We start from the raw sequence: 14,686 nt of genomic DNA on the forward strand, positions 1-14,686 counted from the left end.
AGGGCGGGTTGGTTACGATTGGCTTTACGCTTGCTGCAATAGTGCCTCTGTGGTGGCCCGAACCGGCAATGTGACGCGAAACACCGCGCCCGGCCTGCCCGAAAGATAGGCGATGTCACCGCCAAGCCGCTCCATGATCTCACGGCAGATGGCCAGCCCCAGCCCTGCCCCACCAGCCTTTTCCGAGCTGACCCGGGCAAATTTTTCAAACACCATCGCCTGCGCGCCCTCGGGAATGCCGCCGCCGTTGTCGTGGAACTCTACATGCAACCCGTCCGGCGCATGCTCGATCTTGATCCGCAATTCGGGATCGGCAGCATCGCAATATTTCTGGGCGTTCGCGATCAGATTGATGAATACCTGCGCCAGCCGATCGATATCGGAATTCAGCATCACCCGTTCGCCTGCAGCGTCGCGGTGCACGCGAAGCGGGTGATCGTACCCCGCCAGGGCCGAGGCGAGCGCATGATCCAGCACCTCGTCCAGCCGAGCCAGACGGCTGTTCAGATGCACTTGCCCGCTTTCCAGCACGCTGAGATCCAGCAAATCGTCCAGAAGCCGCGTCAGGCGCAGCGCTTCGTCGTGGATGATGGTCGCATAGCGGCGTTTTTCGTCTGGGTTCAGATCGGCGGTGTCGCGCAGGATTTCCGAAAAGGCCCGGATCGAGGTCATCGGCGTGCGCAATTCGTGGCTGACCTGGCTTAGGAAGCCGTCCTTTTGCAGTGAAATCTGGGTCAGCTTTTCATTCGCCTCGCGCAGTTTGCCTGCTGTGCGGGTCAGCTCGGCCGATTGCGCCTCGAGGCGGCTGGAATATTCCAGCATCTGCGCTGATTCGTCGGCCACAGCCATCAGATCCTGCACCGAGACCGCGCTGCCGCCGACGATCTGGCCGATCATCGCATGGGCCGTCGCCGCGCCGACCGAGCCGGCCAGCTTGCGTTCCAGCCGTTCAAGGAAGCGCGGCGTGGGATCTGGCAGATGCCCGTGCCCGCCCTGTAACGCCGCCTCGGCCTGAAACAGCGCGCGGGCGTCCGCCGCACCAAGGATACGCTGGGTCATCACCATCAGGTCTTCGCTTTGCGCGACCGAGCCGGTCCAGCCGCGCGGGCCCGCGGAATGGTCGAACACATTGACGAACTGCGCCCCCTGCAACCGTTCGACCGGGCCCGGGAAAGTCACCAGCGACACCGCGACAAAGGCCAGCGTGTTCAGCGACAGGCTCCACAATCCGGAATGCACGATCGGGTCCAGCCCATCGATGTTGAACAGCGCATAGGGCCGCAGCCACGACAGGCCAAAGGGGCCTTGCGACATGAGCTGCTCGCTCATCAGGCTGCCGCCGATGCCCGGCAACAGCAGCGCATAGAGCCAGACCGCAAAGCCAACGCTCAGCCCTGCCAGCGCGCCCATCCGCGTCGATCCGCGCCAGAACAGCCCGCCCAGCAGCACCGGCAGGATCTGCGCAATCCCGACAAAGGCGATCAGGCCGATGGCCGCCAGCGCGGCCCCCCCGCCCGAAAGCCGGAAATAGATCACCCCCAGCAGCATGATGCCGCCTATCGACACCCGCCGTGCAAGCAGCACGACCTGCCGCACGTCGCCCGATTGCGAGGCGCCGTCGACCCGCAGCGACAGCCAGATCGGCATCACGATATGGTTCGACACCATCGTCGAGAGCGCCATCGCCGCGACGATCACCATGGAGGTCGCCGAGGAAAACCCGCCCAGGAACGACAGCATCGCCAGCCCCTCGCGCCCTTGACTAAGAGGCAGGGACAAGACGAACAGGTCGGGGTTCGACCCGGGCGGCAACAGATCAAGCCCGACGACGGCAATGGGCACGACAAAGAGGCTCATCAGCAGCAGGTACAGTGGAAAGGCCCAGGCGGCGGTGCGCAGATGGCGTTCGTCATCGTTTTCCACGATCATCACCTGGAACATACGCGGCAGGCACACGAAAGCCGCCGCCGCGAGGAAGGTGATCATCGCCCAGCGTTCGGCATCTACCCGCCATTGCCCGATGTCCGAGGCATCGATCCGTGCCAGCGTATCCGACACGCCCCCCGCCACGCCCCAGACCACGAAGATGCCAACCGCCAGCAGCGCGACCAGCTTCACCACCGCCTCAAGCGCGATGGCAGTGACAACTCCATGGTGGCGCTCATTGGCGTCCAGGTTGCGGGTGCCGAAGAGGATGGCGAAGACCGCAAGCCCTGCGGCCACCCAGAACACGCTGGATTCCTGCCAGGGCGCTGCCAGCGGATCGGCGGCGGCGAAGATCGCGAAGGACAGGGTGATCGACTGTAATTGCAACGAGATATAGGGCGTCACCGCGATCACGGCCAGCACGGTCACGCCGATTGCCAGCGTGTTCGACTTGCCATAGCGCGACGAAATCAGGTCGGCGATCGAGGTGACACGCTGGCTGCGCCCGATGCGCACCAGCTTGCGCAACCCCCACCACCAACCCACCATCACCAGCGTCGGCCCCAGGTAGATCGTGACGAACTCCAGCCCCGAGCGCGCGGCGTAGCCAACCGCGCCATAGAACGTCCAAGCGGTGCAATAAATCGACAGCGACAGCGTGTAGATCAGGGGTGAGCGCAGCCATGTGCTGCGCCCTCGCGCCGCCGCCCTGTCCGCCGCGAAGGCGACAATGAACAGCAGCGCCACATAGCCGATGCAGACCAGCACAAGCAGGTTGAGCGAGGCCATCAGCCTGCGTCCGGCGTGTCGTCCTGCGCGCCGGCATCCAGCCAGTCGGGCGCGGCGCGGCCAAGACAGAGGGCCAGTCCAATCAACACAAGCCAGGTTCCGAAGATGTAGATCACCGCGTTCGAGGTGCGCACCGGCTCGGCGGAGGTAGTGTCGGCATCGGGCCACAGCACCGGAAGCAGGAACAGCGCCGCACCCAACACCGGCAGCACTCGCGCGGCATCCATCAGGCGACGGCGGCGATAGCTGTCACGTTCCAGAAACAGCGCCTTGCGCTGCATCGGCCCGGGTGCACCCGTGTCGTTCACCGCGAGGCCTGCGCAACCAGATCGCGCACCGCCGTCAGAACCTCGGCATTGGAAAACGGTTTCGTCATGAAGCGGCTGACCCCGGCCTTTTCCGCCATCTCGCGGTCGCGCGACTGGCCGCGCGCGGTCAGCATCAGAACCGGCAGATTGGCGAATTCGGCGATCTCGCGCAGTTCGCGCAGGATGTCCATGCCGCTTTTCCCCGGAAGCATCATGTCCAGCACCACCAGATCGGGCTGCGCGGCGCGCGCCACATCCACCGCGTCGGTGCCATCGGAATGCGTATCCACTGTCCAGCCATCGCGCACCAGCAGGAACCGCATTGCTTCAATGATATTCGGCTCATCCTCGATCAGCAGGACGTGTCGACCCATGTTTCGCCTCCTCCCCCAGAAGCGCGGCGGCCCCTCCTCAGGTAGCGCGCCGTCGTGTCATCTTTTGCAAGACTTTGGCAACCTTAGCCAATCGGTTTTGGAAAAGTCAAAATTCTTCGCGCAGGATCGAAGGCTCGCGGCGCGCACGACAGGCGGCGCGGGAACAGACCCGGCAACTGCTGCCAACCTGCTGATGGCCGTCGCCTGCGGCGTCGGAAGCGGGTAGCGGCAGGATCAGCATGACCGAGCGATACAGCGGATCTTCCTCCAGCCCGGCTTCGCCCTCGGGCCAGGCGATGGCCGTGCAGGCGAACCGTGCAGACGATCGGCCCACCTGCACCAATTCGCGATGCACGGGAACTAAAGGTCGGCTCAGCGCCGTGAACACAGGCCACAGAGGGCACGGAGCGCCAAATCGTGGCATGGCAAATCCGGCCACAGGCTTGCGGAACAGCAGGCTGCCCGATCCGTCACAAACGATGGCCCCAGCCCCGCCGGTCAACATGCCTTCGGGCAGCGTGGCAAGGCGGCGCAACAATACCGGTAATGGAACCCCGATGCGCGGCAACAACGCCGCGAGGTCAGCCCCGTGATCCGCAATGGCCGTTTCGATCCGGCGCAGCGGCAGGCGGGCGGCATCCTCGACGTATTGCGCAAGGAACCCGCGCGCGATGGCCCGCGCCGCCTGCGACGTCAGCTCGGGCGCGGCGCGGATCAGCGCCTCGGGCGTTGAGCCGCCGGTTTCCAGCGCCGCAAAATGATAGCCGCGGGCCGCCATGAACGCCTCGGCCTCTTCCCGGGGCACGCCGCGCTGGTCTTCGCCACTGTCACTGTCGTCCAGATAGCGCACCAGTTCCTTGCTGCTTTCGGCCAGGCGGCGGCTGTCCTGATTCAGGTTGCGGTGAAACCGGTCGCGCCATTCCGGTTCGATCTCGCCGGTTTCGGCCAGGATCGACGCGGTCGAGCGGATCGCCGCCGCCGTTGACAGCACCTCGTGCAGCGAGGCCGCCAGGTGCGGATCATGGGTCAGCCTGTCCGACAACGTCTCGATCGTGCGCTCCATCCCCGCAAGACGGCGCTGCGCGCGCACCAGAACCTCGGACCAACCGGGATAGCGACCCGCAAAATCCTCGACCCGGTCCACTTCGGCCAGGTTTGGACCCAGATCGGCGGCCGCCTCGCGCAGCGTGGAAATCAGCGCGGCTTCGGCGCCTTCGGTCAACAGCGCCGGTTCGACGCCCAGCGCCTGCGCAATGTTGATCAGCAGCTTGCCACCGATTCTGCGCCGGTTGTGTTCGATCAGGTTCAGGTAGGAGGCCGAAATCCCGATCTGCCGCGCCAGATCGGCCTGACGGATCCCGGCGACCGAGCGCCGATCACGAATTCGCGTGCCGGTCAGACTGTCGCGCGCCATTCCTTGCCCCCGCTTTTCCGCCGCATTTTCAATCGGTTTCTGCATCGCAACATAAGGTGATTTACACAAAACTGGTGCGGCATGTGTATTTGTTTACAAAAAAATCGTTAACGACAAGGGGTTTATTGCGAAATTTTCCAACTTTGCGGCATAGTGCGTTTGCACACCTGTGCCTGTGCCACGCTGATTGAGGAGTTTGCGTGGCGCTTTCCAAAAAACGGGAGGATTGTATGTCCAAATTTCATGTCTCACGTCGTGGCGTGCTGCGTACTGGCGCACTTGCCGGCGCGGGTCTCGCGCTGCCGACGTATCTGCGCGCCGACACGGGTTACCTGAACGCGCCGACCGGCAGCTCGGTGACGCTGGGCTTCAACGTGCCTCAGACCGGCCCCTATGCTGACGAAGGCGCGGACGAGCTGCGTGCGTTTGAACTGGCGGTCGAGCATCTGAACGGCGAAGGCGACGGCGGCATGCTGAATACCTTCAGCTCGAAGGCGCTTCAGGGCAACGGCATCCTGGGCAAGAAGGTGGAATTCGTCACCGGCGACACCCAGACCAAATCCGACGCCGCACGCGCATCGGCCAAGTCGATGATCGAAAAAGACGGCGCCATCATGATCTCGGGCGGGTCGTCCTCGGGCGTGGCCGTGGCCGTGCAGGGCCTGTGCCAGGATGCCGGCGTGATCTTTATGGCCGGTCTGACCCACTCGAACGACACCACTGGGAAAGACAAGAAAGCCAACGGCTTCCGCCACTTCTTCAACGCCTATATGTCGGCCGCCGCGCTGGCGCCGGTGCTGCAGAAGCTCTATGGCAGCGACCGTAAAGCCTATCACCTGACAGCCGACTACACCTGGGGCTGGACGCAGGAAGAATCCATTGCCGCCGCGACCGAAGCTATGGGCTGGGAAACGGTGAACAAGGTCCGCACGCCGCTGGCCGCGACCGATTTCTCGTCCTATATCGCGCCGGTTCTGAACTCGGGCGCCGACGTTCTGGTTCTGAACCACTACGGCGGGAACATGGTGAACTCGCTCACCAACGCCGTGCAGTTCGGCCTGCGCGAAAAGCAGGTCAACGGCAAGAACTTTGAAATCGTCGTTCCGCTCTACTCGCGCCTGATGGCGAAGGGTGCGGGCGAAAACGTCAAGGGCATCCTTGGTTCCACCAACTGGCACTGGTCGCTGCAGGACGAAGCCTCGCAGGCATTCGTGAAGTCCTTCGGCACCAAATACGGCTTCCCGCCGAGCCAGGCCGCCCACACCTGCTATGCGCAGACGCTGCTGTATGCGGATGCTTGCGAGCGCGCGGGAACCTTCAACCCCTGCGGTGTCGTCGAGGCGCTGGAAGGGTTCGAATTCGACGGCCTGGGCAACGGCCCGACGCTGTACCGCGCCGCCGACCACCAGTGCTTCAAGGATGTGCTGGTCGTGAAGGGCAAGGACAACCCGACCTCGGAATTCGACCTTCTGGAAGTGGTCGAAGTCACGCCCCGCGCACAGGTCGAATATGCGCCCGACCACCCGATGTTCGCCGGCGGCGAACTGGGCAGCTGCAACCCCGGCGCTTAATCAAACCTTAAAATACCCCCGGCCATCATGGGATGGCCGGGGCCTCCCCCAGCCGCCGCAGTCCTGCGCGCGGCGCTGAACGCATATTGCCAGACAACCACAAGGTGGGGACCGATGGACGCAATCATCCTGCAAATTCTGAACGGGCTCGACAAGGGATCGGCCTATGCGCTGATCGCGCTTGGCCTGACCCTGATCTTCGGCACGCTGGGTGTCGTGAACTTTGCCCATGGCGCGCTGTTCATGATCGGCGCCTTCTGCGCCGTGTCGATGCAGCGCCTGCTGAACCTCAGCTACATCACGCTGGACGAGACGCAGAAAGATTTCCTTGGCAACCCGCTCAAGGTGAAAACCCCCTACGTCGAAAGCTGGTTCGGCCCAGACATGGGGGCGGCGATTATCGACTGGTCGGTGCCATTGGCGATTCTGCTGGCGATCCCGGTGATGATTGTCGTCGGCATCGTGATGGAGCGCGGGCTGATCAAGCATTTCTACAAGCGCCCCCATGCAGACCAAATCCTGGTGACATTCGGCCTGGCGATCGTGCTTCAGGAAATCATAAAGCATTACTATGGCGCCAACCCGATCCCCACGCCTGCCCCCGATGCGTTCAAGGGCAGCTTTGATTTCGGTGTCATGCTTGGGTTCGATCCGAATGCGATCATCTACCCCTATTGGCGCATGGTCTATTTCGCCTTTGCGGTTGTTATCATCGGCGCGGTCTTTGCCTTCCTGCAATTCACCACCTTCGGGATGGTTGTGCGGGCAGGCATGGCAGACCGGGAAACCGTTGGCCTGCTGGGCATCAACATCAACCGTCGCTTCACGCTGATGTTCGCGCTGGCCGCCGCCGTGGCGGGGATGGCGGGTGTGATGTACACGCCGATCAACTCGCCCAACTATCACATGGGGATGGATTTCCTTGTGCTGTCCTTCGTGGTGGTGGTTGTCGGCGGCATGGGCAGCCTGCCCGGCGCCGTTCTGGCGGGTTTCATGCTTGGCATCCTCGAGGCCTTCGCCTCGATGAACCAGATCAAGTCGATCCTGCCAGGAATTGACCAGATCATCATCTATCTTGTCGCAATCGTCATCCTGCTGACCCGGCCCCGCGGGCTGATGGGACGCAAGGGCGTGATGGAGGAATAAGCGATGTTCGGACTTCAGAAAAAAGACACAACCCTTCTGCTGGTCGTCGCGGCGCTGGCCCTGTTCGCACCCTTCCTGCTGAACCCCTTCCCCGAAGGCAGCGCCATGGCGCAGTTCAACGCGGGCTACCCCGACCTGATGCAGCGGTTCGTGATCTTCGGCATCTTCGCCGTGGGCTTCAACATCCTGTTCGGGCTGACCGGCTACCTGTCGTTCGGGCACGCGGCCTTCCTTGGAGTCGGCTCCTACTCGGCGGTGTGGATGTTCAAGCTGCTGGGCTACAACGTGATCCCCGGCATCATCCTGAGCGTGATCGTCGCCGGGCTGTTCTCTGTCGTGATCGGATATGTCTCGTTGCGCCGCTCGGGCATCTACTTTTCAATCCTGACGCTGGCCTTCGCGCAGATGTCCTACAACATGGCCTATTCGGTGCTGGGCAACCCCACGTCGAATTTCAACCTGACCAACGGTGAAACCGGGCTTCAGGTCTACACCTCCGACCCGCAAATCCTGGCCTCGGCGGGAGCACCTGACCTGCCGCATCTGTTCGGGCTGACCATGCGGTCGAGCTATCAGCTGGAGCTGGGAAGCTGGCTGTTCACCTTCAACGCGGGCTACTACCTTTGCGCGGTGCTGCTGCTGGTGTCCTTCTACGTCGCCATCCGCATCTTCCGCTCGCCCTTCGGGCTGATGCTGCGGGCGGTCAAATCGAACCAGCAGCGGATGAACTATACCGGGTTGAACACCCGGCCCTATACTCTGGCGGCCTTTGTCATCTCGGGCATGTACGCCGGGCTGGCCGGTGGCCTGCTGTCGACGATGGACCCGCTGGCCGGTGCCGAGCGGATGCAGTGGACCGCATCGGGCGAGGTGGTTCTGATGACGATCCTTGGCGGCGCAGGCACCCTGATCGGGCCGGTTCTGGGCGCGGGTTTCATCAAGTACTTCGAAAACATCTTTTCCAAGATCAACGAAGGTGTGCTGCATGCCTGGTTCGGTTTCCTGCCCGACGGGCTGGAAAACGGGGTGATCTGGGTTGTCGAACACTTTGTCGGACCCGGCTGGCACCTGACGCTGGGCCTGCTGTTCATGCTGGTTGTCACCTTCCTGCCCGGCGGCCTTGTTGAAGGCGGCCAGAAGATCGCGGCCCTGCTGTCCCGGCGCAAGTCCAAGGATACGGACAACCGCGCCACCCAATCCACCCCCGCCGAATAAGGAGGCGAAGATATGGGCATTCTCGAAGTCAAGAACGTCAACAAGCGCTTCGGCGGGCTGCAGGCCCTGGGCGATGTGAACCTGTCGGTGGCGGAAAACACCGTGCATGCGATCATCGGGCCGAACGGCGCGGGCAAATCCACCCTGCTGAACTGCCTTGTTGGCAAGCTGATCCCCGATACCGGATCGGTGATGTTCGACGGTCAGTCGGTGCTGGGCCGCTCGCCCTATGAGATCAACCAGATGGGCATTTCCCGCGTATTCCAGACACCTGAGATCTTTGGCGATCTGACGGTGATGGAAAACATGATGATCCCCTGCTTTGCCAAGCGCGACGGCGCGTTCGAGTTGAACGCCCTGAACTCGGTCGGCAATCAGAAAGACATCATCGAGCGCGCCGAGCACATGCTGGAAGACATGAACATGGCCGACAAGCGGCACATGCACGCGGCCTCGATGTCGCGCGGCGACAAGCGGCGGCTGGAAATCGGCATGTGCCTGTCGCAGGAACCGCGCCTTCTGCTGCTGGACGAACCCACCGCCGGCATGGCGCGGGCCGACACCAACAACACCATCGACCTGCTGAAGCAGATCAAGCAGGAGCGCGACATCACCATCGCGATCATCGAACACGACATGCATGTGGTGTTCAGCCTGGCCGAGCGGATTACCGTGCTGGCGCAGGGTACACCGCTGGTGGAAGACACGCCGGACAAGATCAAGGGCCATCCCAAGGTGCGCGAAGCCTACCTTGGCGAAAGCGCGTAACGGAGCATTGCCATGAACGTCAAACCCGACTTTTCCAAGCATTCCAATCAGGCCTCGACCGCGCCCGCCTTCCTGTCGGTCTGGGACATGCACGCCTACTACGGCGAAAGCTATATCGTGCAGGGCGTGAACTTTAACGTGCACGAGGGCGAAATTCTCGCACTGCTGGGGCGCAACGGCGCGGGCAAAACCTCGACTCTGCGCGCGATTGCCCGCCTCGGCGACCCCGAGCTGAAAACCGGCGAGATCTGGTTGGACCACCAGCCGCTGCACACCATGGCCAGCCACGAGGCCAGCGCCGCCGGGCTGGGGCTGGTGCCTGAAGATCGCCGCATCATCGCGGGCCTGACGGTGGAAGAGAACCTGCAACTGGCCCAGATCGCCCCGCCGATCGGCTGGTCGATCGAGCGGGTCTATGACCTGTTTCCGCGCCTTGGCGAACGCCGCAAGCAGGAAGGCGTGACGCTGTCGGGCGGCGAACAGCAGATGTTGGCCATCGCGCGGGCGCTGTGCCGCGACATCAAGGTACTGCTGCTGGACGAACCCTATGAAGGGCTGGCGCCCGTGATCGTGGACGAGATCGAAAAGACGCTGATCACCATCAAGGAACTGGGCATGACCACGATCCTGGTGGAACAGAACGCGGTGCGCGCGCTGAACCTGGCCGATCGCGCGGTGATCCTGGACACCGGCAGCGTGGTGTTCGACGGCACCGCCGCCGAGGTGCTGGAAAACGCAGAGCTGCGCGCCGAATATCTGGCGATCTGAGCCGTCCCGCTAACAGGACGCCAGCGTACTATTAACTTTAAGAAAAAAGGCAGGATTGATCCCTGCCTTTTTACGTTTTATCAACCCAGCCCGATGATATTGTCATCCGGGTGAGGGCTCTGCTTGGTTAGATGTGGAGCAATCAAATGCAGATTTCATATGGCGTACCGATCGTCGCACCGTCCGTTACCGGCCATCCGGCGGCCCTTCCGCCGGAACCAGAGGTGACCACGCCGGACAGCCGTGTCGCCCCCGTCGCCGGCGGGGCATCGGCTCAGGGCGCGCAGACGCAAACACAGTCCCAATCCGATGATCAGACTGCACCGCCCTCGGCAATGCAGCGGAAAATCATGGAAATTCTGGAGCGGCAGGCCAAGGAAATCGAAGAAGAGTAGGCGCTTTCCGCGCCTACTGTCTGATTTTCCGATCATGGTCCGACCATCGCGCGTCACGTATTGACGGCACCTCGGCGCGGCATCGCGATTGTCCTGCCCCGGTTTGCCGGCCGATTCCGCGCGCTCTGCGTCCCGATTTCCTCTTATGTTCCGCTGATCTCGCCCGAAGCTTGCCGGATTCGCCCGGAATCCTTGGCGACGAAGGGCGCTTTTCAGCGGCGGCGCCTTGTCCTATAAGCAAACACCAAACGAGGCCCGCCAAGAAAAGACGGGATATGGCGAACCGTTCGAGGAACACATGACAGAGAAGAAGCACGAGCAGGACGTGGCATTCATAAAGGCCCTGGCCGAACTGCTGCGCGAAAACGATCTGACCGAGGTGCAGGTCAAACGGGATTATGGTGAAGACGACAGCCTGAATGTGCGCGTCAGCCGCATGACGGCGCCGGCCCCCGTGGCCGCCGCACCCGTTGCTGCCGCGCCCGCCGCTGCCGCCCCTGCCCCTGCATCCGCTCCCGTCGCAGCCGCCGCCGAGGCCAGCGAAGATCCTGCCAGCCATCCTGGCGCCGTGACCTCGCCAATGGTCGGCACCGTCTATATGCAGCCCGAACCGGGTGCGCCTTCGTTCATTTCGGTCGGCGCGCAGATTGGCGAGGGCGACACGCTGCTGATCGTCGAGGCTATGAAGACGATGAACCACATCCCCGCCCCTCGCGCGGGCAAGATCAAACGTATCCTGGTCGAAGATGGCGCCGCCGTCGAATTCGGCACTCCCCTTGTCATCATCGAATAAGGGTTTGGGATGTTTGACAAAATCCTGATAGCCAATCGCGGCGAAATTGCCCTGCGCGTGGTGCGCGCCGCGCGCGAGATGGGCATCGCCACGGTTGCCGTGCATTCGACCGCCGACAGCGACGCGATGCATGTGCGCATGGCCGACGAAAGCGTCTGCATCGGCCCGCCGCCCAGCCCGCAAAGCTATCTGTCCGTACCCGCGATCATTTCCGCCTGTGAAATCACCGGTGCGCAGGCGATTCACCCGGGCTATGGCTTCCTGTCGGAAAACGCCAATTTCGTTCAAATTGTCGAAGATCACGACCTGACGTTCATCGGCCCCACCGCCGAACACATCCGCGTCATGGGCGACAAGATCACCGCCAAGGACACCATGAAAGCACTGGGCGTACCCTGCGTACCCGGCAGCGATGGCGGTGTTCCCGATCTGGCGGAGGCCAAGCGCGTCGGCGCCGAGATCGGTTATCCGGTTATCATCAAGGCCACGGCTGGCGGTGGCGGCAAGGGCATGAAGGTTGCCAAGTCCGACGCCGAAATGGAGCGTGCGTTCCAGACAGCCCGCGCCGAGGGCAAGGCGAACTTTGGCAACGATGAAGTTTATATCGAGAAATACCTGACCACGCCGCGCCACATCGAAATTCAGGTGTTCGGCGATGGCAAAGGCAAGGCCGTGCATCTGGGCGAGCGGGACTGTTCGTTGCAGCGTCGCCACCAGAAGGTCTTCGAAGAGGCACCCGGCCCGTCGATCACGCCCGAAGAACGCGCCCGGATTGGTAAGATCTGCGCCGACGCGATGGCCCAGATCAACTATATCGGCGCGGGCACGATCGAATTCCTGTACGAAAACGGCGAATTCTATTTTATCGAGATGAACACCCGCCTGCAGGTGGAACATCCGGTGACCGAAGGTATCTTTGGTGTCGATCTGGTCCGTGAACAAATCAGAGTGGCCGCCGGTTTGCCGATGTCATTCGGTCAGGACGATCTGAAGATCAACGGCCACGCCATCGAGGTGCGGATCAACGCCGAGAAGCTGCCGAATTTCTCGCCCTGCCCCGGCCGGATCACCCAGTATCACGCCCCGGGCGGGCTGGGGGTGCGGATGGATTCCGCGCTTTATGACGGCTATTCGATCCCGCCCTACTACGACAGCCTGATCGGCAAGTTGATCGTGCATGGCCGCGACCGCCCCGAGGCGCTCGCCCGGCTGAACCGGGCCCTGTCCGAACTGATCGTAGACGGGGTGGACACCACCGTTCCCTTGTTCGATGCGCTGCTGCAGGAACCCGACATCCTCTCGGGGAACTACAACATCCATTGGCTCGAACATTGGCTCGAGTCGGCGCTGGCCAAACCCTAGTCCGGGCGCCCGGCATGAGCCTGACGCCCGACCTTCTGCTACAAGGCTATGCCATGGGGATTTTTCCCATGGCCGAGCACCGCGAGGACCCCGAGATTTTCTGGGTCGACCCGAAGCGGCGCGGCGTTATCCCCCTGAAAGGGTTTCACATATCGCGATCCTTGCGCCGCAGATTGCTGCGCGGCACGTTCACGGCCACGATCAACCGCGATTTCGAAGGCGTGTTGGACGGCTGCGCCGATCGTGCGGAAACATGGATCAATGCCGAAATTCGCGACCTCTATGTGACTCTGCATCATCAGGGTCACGCCCATTCACTGGAGATCTGGGAAGGGGATGACCTGGTTGGCGGTGTCTATGGCGTTGCGCTGGGGGCGGCCTTTTTCGGCGAAAGCATGTTCTCGCGCCGTACCGATGCCTCGAAAGCGGCGCTTGCCTACCTTGTGCATCTGCTAAGACGCGACGGTTTCACCCTCTTCGACACGCAGTTCCTGACCGAGCATCTGGCCTCGCTTGGCGCGATCGAAATTTCGCGCGCCGATTACCATGCCGAGCTTGCGCGTGCGCTAGGCCGCTTTGCCCGCTTCGGAAACGGCCCGATACCCTCGGCTCAGGACGTGGTGCAGTTCAGCACCCACAGATCGTAACGGCTGTGATCCAGGGCGTTCAGCGCCGGGGAGGACGCCATCATCCAGCCTTGGAACAGGATGTCAGAACTGCCCTGGCTGCGGATCGTCAGAAAGGCATAGGCATCGCCGGTGGGGTTATTGGTCGGATAGCGGCAGTCCGCCAGCTCGACCTCGAGCCCAAGAATGGCCTGCCCACCACCCGACAGCATGGTGGTATCGACGGTATGGCCATTTACCTTGTCCAGTGCACGCACAACAGCGCCCTGCCCTGATGTCACATCGACATCCGATTGCGCGCCCGCCCCGGTGCCCAAGGCGAAGGCGAACGCAAGGATCGCCGCAGCCCGGATCACTGCTCTTCCTCTTCGCCCCCGCCAGCGACAAATTTCACCAGCAGTGAAATCAGGCTGACGGCACCCTGCGTGTCGTCGATGCTGTCGCCCGGGGCAAAATAATCCAGCGACCCGCCCGGTGCGATCTCCACGAAATTTCCGCCAAGCAGACCTTCGGACGAGATGATGATCGCGCTGTCGTCGGGGATTTGGATGTCGTTCTGCAGCTTGACCCGCGTGTCGGCCCGATATGTTTCGGGGTTCAGCTCGACGCTGGACACGGTGCCGATCTTGACCCCGGCAAGACGGACATCGGTGCCAACGTTGACGCCTTCCAGCGAACGGAACGACGCAACCAGTTCATAGCCGCCCGATCCGCCGCGGCCGAAACCGGTTGTCTGAGTCGCATAGAGCCCAAAGCCGATGGCCGCCGCCAATACGACGCCGCCGACCAGAACCTCGGTCGTGTTATGGGTGGCCATCGCCAGTCCTGCCTTTGCTTATTCCGGAGACCATGCCTCGTAATCGCGACGCTCAACCGGATTGGTACGGCGCAGCGATCCCGCCGGCGCATAGGCCATCGCGGTTCCGGTCAGGTTTTCCTGATGCGGTTTTTCCCACGCCTTATGTGCGAGCGGGCGATCGGTCGGCGGTTCGTTCCAGGTGCGGTGCAGCCAGCCGTGCCAGTCGGGATCAACCCGGCTTGCTTCCATCTCGCCGTTGAAGATCACCCAACGCTTGCTGTCATCCGCATTGCGGTAAAACACGTTGCCTTGGCTGTCTTCGCCCACGCGCTGGCCCTTGCGCCACGTAAAAAGCTGGGTGTTCAGCGTCTGACCGTTCCACCAGGTCGCCGCGCGCAGCAATGTGTTCAGGATGCCCATGAAACTCTCCGG

The 14,686-nt window shown here is 62.5% G+C and carries 16 protein-coding genes; 9 read left to right on the plus strand and 7 right to left on the minus strand.

The window, feature by feature from the left end:
* Positions 1-24 precede the first annotated feature (24 nt).
* From FGK64_RS03495 to FGK64_RS03510, 4 genes are all read right to left on the minus strand, one after another.
* Positions 25-2,715, minus strand: a complete 2,691-nt coding sequence (locus tag FGK64_RS03495) for a sensor histidine kinase (protein ID WP_138862393.1) — start codon at positions 2,713-2,715, stop codon at positions 25-27.
* Positions 2,715-3,023 carry a hypothetical protein gene (locus tag FGK64_RS03500; protein WP_342773931.1) on the minus strand — a complete coding sequence of 103 codons (309 nt, stop codon included), beginning with the start codon at positions 3,021-3,023 and terminating at the stop codon, positions 2,715-2,717. The genes FGK64_RS03495 and FGK64_RS03500 overlap by 1 nt, the downstream gene beginning before the upstream one ends.
* Positions 3,020-3,397, minus strand: coding sequence for a response regulator transcription factor (locus FGK64_RS03505; RefSeq protein ID WP_138862394.1), 378 nt, complete (start codon positions 3,395-3,397; stop codon positions 3,020-3,022). The genes FGK64_RS03500 and FGK64_RS03505 overlap by 4 nt, the downstream gene beginning before the upstream one ends.
* 106 nt (positions 3,398-3,503) lie before the next feature.
* Positions 3,504-4,811 carry a helix-turn-helix domain-containing protein gene (locus tag FGK64_RS03510; RefSeq protein ID WP_138862395.1) on the minus strand — a complete coding sequence of 436 codons (1,308 nt, stop codon included), beginning with the start codon at positions 4,809-4,811 and terminating at the stop codon, positions 3,504-3,506.
* Positions 4,812-5,041: 230 nt separating this feature from the next.
* Here FGK64_RS03510 and FGK64_RS03515 point away from each other — a divergent pair, with 230 nt between their 5' ends.
* The 9 genes from FGK64_RS03515 (at position 5,042) to aat (ending at position 13,476) form a co-directional block, all read left to right on the plus strand.
* Positions 5,042-6,382: a substrate-binding protein gene (locus FGK64_RS03515; protein ID WP_138862396.1), complete on the plus strand. Its 1,341-nt coding sequence runs from the start codon at positions 5,042-5,044 to the stop codon at positions 6,380-6,382.
* 114 nt (positions 6,383-6,496) lie between these two features.
* On the plus strand, positions 6,497-7,528 hold the full coding sequence (locus FGK64_RS03520) for a branched-chain amino acid ABC transporter permease (protein WP_138862397.1): 1,032 nt from the start codon (positions 6,497-6,499) through the stop codon (positions 7,526-7,528).
* A 3-nt stretch (positions 7,529-7,531) separates the two neighbouring features.
* Positions 7,532-8,743 (plus strand): branched-chain amino acid ABC transporter permease, encoded by a 1,212-nt coding sequence (locus FGK64_RS03525; RefSeq protein WP_138862398.1) that lies wholly within the window; start codon positions 7,532-7,534, stop codon positions 8,741-8,743.
* A 12-nt stretch (positions 8,744-8,755) separates the two neighbouring features.
* On the plus strand, positions 8,756-9,511 hold the full coding sequence (locus tag FGK64_RS03530; RefSeq protein ID WP_138862399.1) for an ABC transporter ATP-binding protein: 756 nt from the start codon (positions 8,756-8,758) through the stop codon (positions 9,509-9,511).
* 12 nt (positions 9,512-9,523) lie between these two features.
* On the plus strand, positions 9,524-10,279 hold the full coding sequence (locus tag FGK64_RS03535) for an ABC transporter ATP-binding protein (RefSeq protein WP_138862400.1): 756 nt from the start codon (positions 9,524-9,526) through the stop codon (positions 10,277-10,279).
* Between the two features lie 146 nt (positions 10,280-10,425).
* The gene (locus FGK64_RS03540) at positions 10,426-10,674 is read left to right on the plus strand and encodes a hypothetical protein (RefSeq protein ID WP_138862401.1); all 249 of its coding nucleotides are present in this window, start codon (positions 10,426-10,428) and stop codon (positions 10,672-10,674) included.
* Positions 10,675-10,972: 298 nt separating this feature from the next.
* The gene (gene accB / locus FGK64_RS03545) at positions 10,973-11,467 is read left to right on the plus strand and encodes an acetyl-CoA carboxylase biotin carboxyl carrier protein (protein ID WP_138862402.1); all 495 of its coding nucleotides are present in this window, start codon (positions 10,973-10,975) and stop codon (positions 11,465-11,467) included.
* A gap of 9 nt (positions 11,468-11,476) precedes the next feature.
* The gene (gene accC / locus FGK64_RS03550) at positions 11,477-12,829 is read left to right on the plus strand and encodes an acetyl-CoA carboxylase biotin carboxylase subunit (protein WP_138862403.1); all 1,353 of its coding nucleotides are present in this window, start codon (positions 11,477-11,479) and stop codon (positions 12,827-12,829) included.
* Positions 12,830-12,843: 14 nt separating this feature from the next.
* The gene (gene aat / locus FGK64_RS03555) at positions 12,844-13,476 is read left to right on the plus strand and encodes a leucyl/phenylalanyl-tRNA--protein transferase (RefSeq protein WP_138862404.1); all 633 of its coding nucleotides are present in this window, start codon (positions 12,844-12,846) and stop codon (positions 13,474-13,476) included.
* Here aat and FGK64_RS03560 read toward each other — a convergent pair.
* From FGK64_RS03560 to FGK64_RS03570, 3 genes are read right to left on the minus strand one after another with little or no spacing between them, the layout of a single operon-like run.
* A complete protein-coding gene (locus FGK64_RS03560) occupies positions 13,440-13,811 on the minus strand; it encodes a DUF2155 domain-containing protein (protein WP_138862405.1) in 372 nt (123 codons plus the stop codon). The two genes, aat and FGK64_RS03560, sit on opposite strands and share 37 nt — an antisense overlap.
* Positions 13,808-14,272, minus strand: a complete 465-nt coding sequence (gene mlaD / locus FGK64_RS03565; protein WP_138862406.1) for an outer membrane lipid asymmetry maintenance protein MlaD — start codon at positions 14,270-14,272, stop codon at positions 13,808-13,810. The genes FGK64_RS03560 and mlaD overlap by 4 nt, the downstream gene beginning before the upstream one ends.
* 18 nt (positions 14,273-14,290) lie before the next feature.
* Positions 14,291-14,674, minus strand: a complete 384-nt coding sequence (locus tag FGK64_RS03570) for an NADH:ubiquinone oxidoreductase subunit NDUFA12 (protein ID WP_138862407.1) — start codon at positions 14,672-14,674, stop codon at positions 14,291-14,293.
* Between the last annotated feature and the right edge of the window lie 12 nt (positions 14,675-14,686).

Source organism: Arenibacterium halophilum, from assembly GCF_005938225.1.
Lineage (GTDB): Bacteria > Pseudomonadota > Alphaproteobacteria > Rhodobacterales > Rhodobacteraceae > Arenibacterium > Arenibacterium halophilum.

Excerpts from the sequence above, each read along its gene's own strand:
- FGK64_RS03530 (WP_138862399.1), top strand. The coding sequence starts at position 8,756 with ATGGGCATTCTCGAAGTCAAGAACGTCAACAAGCGCTTCGGCGGGCTG.
- accC (WP_138862403.1), top strand. The coding sequence starts at position 11,477 with ATGTTTGACAAAATCCTGATAGCCAATCGCGGCGAAATTGCCCTGCGC.
- FGK64_RS03525 (WP_138862398.1), top strand. The coding sequence starts at position 7,532 with ATGTTCGGACTTCAGAAAAAAGACACAACCCTTCTGCTGGTCGTCGCG.
- FGK64_RS03495 (WP_138862393.1), bottom strand. The coding sequence starts at position 2,715 with ATGGCCTCGCTCAACCTGCTTGTGCTGGTCTGCATCGGCTATGTGGCG.
- FGK64_RS03515 (WP_138862396.1), top strand. The coding sequence starts at position 5,042 with ATGTCCAAATTTCATGTCTCACGTCGTGGCGTGCTGCGTACTGGCGCA.
- mlaD (WP_138862406.1), bottom strand. The coding sequence starts at position 14,272 with ATGGCCACCCATAACACGACCGAGGTTCTGGTCGGCGGCGTCGTATTG.
- FGK64_RS03510 (WP_138862395.1), bottom strand. The coding sequence starts at position 4,811 with ATGGCGCGCGACAGTCTGACCGGCACGCGAATTCGTGATCGGCGCTCG.
- FGK64_RS03535 (WP_138862400.1), top strand. The coding sequence starts at position 9,524 with ATGAACGTCAAACCCGACTTTTCCAAGCATTCCAATCAGGCCTCGACC.
- FGK64_RS03570 (WP_138862407.1), bottom strand. The coding sequence starts at position 14,674 with ATGGGCATCCTGAACACATTGCTGCGCGCGGCGACCTGGTGGAACGGT.
- FGK64_RS03505 (WP_138862394.1), bottom strand. The coding sequence starts at position 3,397 with ATGGGTCGACACGTCCTGCTGATCGAGGATGAGCCGAATATCATTGAA.
- accB (WP_138862402.1), top strand. The coding sequence starts at position 10,973 with ATGACAGAGAAGAAGCACGAGCAGGACGTGGCATTCATAAAGGCCCTG.
- FGK64_RS03520 (WP_138862397.1), top strand. The coding sequence starts at position 6,497 with ATGGACGCAATCATCCTGCAAATTCTGAACGGGCTCGACAAGGGATCG.
- aat (WP_138862404.1), top strand. The coding sequence starts at position 12,844 with ATGAGCCTGACGCCCGACCTTCTGCTACAAGGCTATGCCATGGGGATT.
- FGK64_RS03540 (WP_138862401.1), top strand. The coding sequence starts at position 10,426 with ATGCAGATTTCATATGGCGTACCGATCGTCGCACCGTCCGTTACCGGC.